Genomic DNA, 1822 nt, shown 5'->3' with positions numbered 1-1822 from the left:
TAGCGCTTCAAAGAGTATCTGGATGCCTTCTTTGGTGATGTCATGGGTTTTTAGTCCAAGGCAGGCTTCAAGCAGTCGTTTTAACGATTGAGAGGAATGCTCTTTGCCGAGTTTATGCAGAGCGCTCAACGAGGGAAACAGGTTGAATACTGCTTCGGCATGACTCGCGTCCAGAAAACGCAGCTGATCTTCCTTTGTCAGGGGTTGCAGGATTTCCCAGTAGAGTCTTTTCATGTAGTCGTGTTTCAAGACTCCCGATAATGGTTGTAACCGGGCCGAGTACTGATCCCATAAGCTTTTATCCGGCAATGACTTCAGCCGCTTGACAAAGTAGACAAAACGCGCCCTCAATTCATTGGAAGAAAACAGAATCATTGACTTATTTAACAGGTGCAAAGGCACAGCTTTACCCGAGTAACGCCACAAAAAATCCCGGTCCTGTCGATTAGCCCGGAGGTAGTGCTCGATACCTTTTCCCCCATAAGAAGACAGAAGCTTTATTAATGATTCCAGCATCGGAACGGCTTGAGTCTTTTCAAGGAGTTGGTGAAATTGCTTTAAAGCAGCCCAGTTCAGTGACCAGTCAGGCTTAGAGGTGGAAAGGTAAAGTGCAACTGTTTTTGTCTGGAGATTGTATTTGTCGTCCTCTTCATCCTCTAAGTCGCTATCATTTTCAGTAAATTCTGTAAAAAGCCACTGTTTCAGTTGTGTTTCCTGCTGTTGCAGCACCTCAGTAGCAGGTAGCCCTTCTGACTTCCAGAGTCTGGTTATAATTTCCAGAAGCAGATCACTGGATGCCCCACCGCAACGTGTCCAGCCCATCACTTTTTTCACTGTCTCGTGTTTGGGCAGTCCCCGGCCATGATTTACGGACGAGAAAGCGCGGAACCGCTCCATACTGAACTTGCCATCCTCGTCTTTCCATTCCGGCCAGCTCAGCACCTCTTTGACCTGCTTATATTTGAGCACGCCCTGACCGTTATTTATAGAAGAAAAGGCGCGGAACAACTTCATATTGAACTCACCATTTTTGTTTTTCCATTCCGGCCAGCCCAGCACCTCTTTCACTACCTCATGTTTGAGCTTGCCTTTGCTGCTATTCATCATGGACGAAAAGGCGCGAAAACGCTCCATATTGAACTCTCCATCCTCGTCTTGCCATTCCGGCCAGCCCAGTACCTCTTTCACTCTCTCGTGTCTTAGTATGCCTTTGTTATGATTCATGGACGAGAAAGATCGGAACCGCTCTATACTGAACTCACCATCCTTGTCTTTCCATTCCGGCCAGCCCATCATCTCTTTTACTTCTATATGCCGGGGCGTGCCTTTGCTATTATTCATGGAGGAAAAACAGCGGAGCAGCTCCATACTGAAATCACCATCATTGTTTTTCCATTCCGGCCAGTTCAGCACTGTTTTCACTTCCTCATGTTTTAGCAAGCCTCTGCAATTATTCATGGACGAGAAAGCGCGGAACAGTTCAATATTGAACTCGCCATCCTTGTCTTTCCATTCCAGCCAGCTCAGCACTTCTTTCACTTCCTCATGTTTGGGCATGCCTTTGCTACTATTCATGGAAGAGAAAGCGCGGAAAAGCTCCATACCAAACTTGCCATCCTTATCTTTCCATTCCGGCCAGCCCAGCACCTCCTTCACGTCGTCGTGTTTGAGTGTGCCTCTGCCACTGTTCATGGACGAGAATGCGCGAAACAGCAATATATTGAACTCGTTATCCTTGTCTTTCCATTCCGGCCAGCCCAGCACTTCTTTCACATCCTCATGGTTGAGCATGCCCTTGCCACTGTTCATGGACGAGAAGGAG

1 protein-coding gene is annotated in these 1822 nt (G+C 47.4%); it reads right to left on the bottom strand.

What is annotated here, in order from left to right:
* Positions 1–1822 (bottom strand): hypothetical protein (locus KDK18_RS12620; protein WP_257255282.1); only part of this gene is annotated, 1822 nt, incomplete at both ends.

The sequence above is a fragment of the Endozoicomonas sp. SESOKO3 genome (assembly GCF_024606255.1).
The sequence above is the reverse complement of the archived record's forward strand: the minus strand, read 5'-3'. Positions and strand labels throughout refer to the sequence as shown.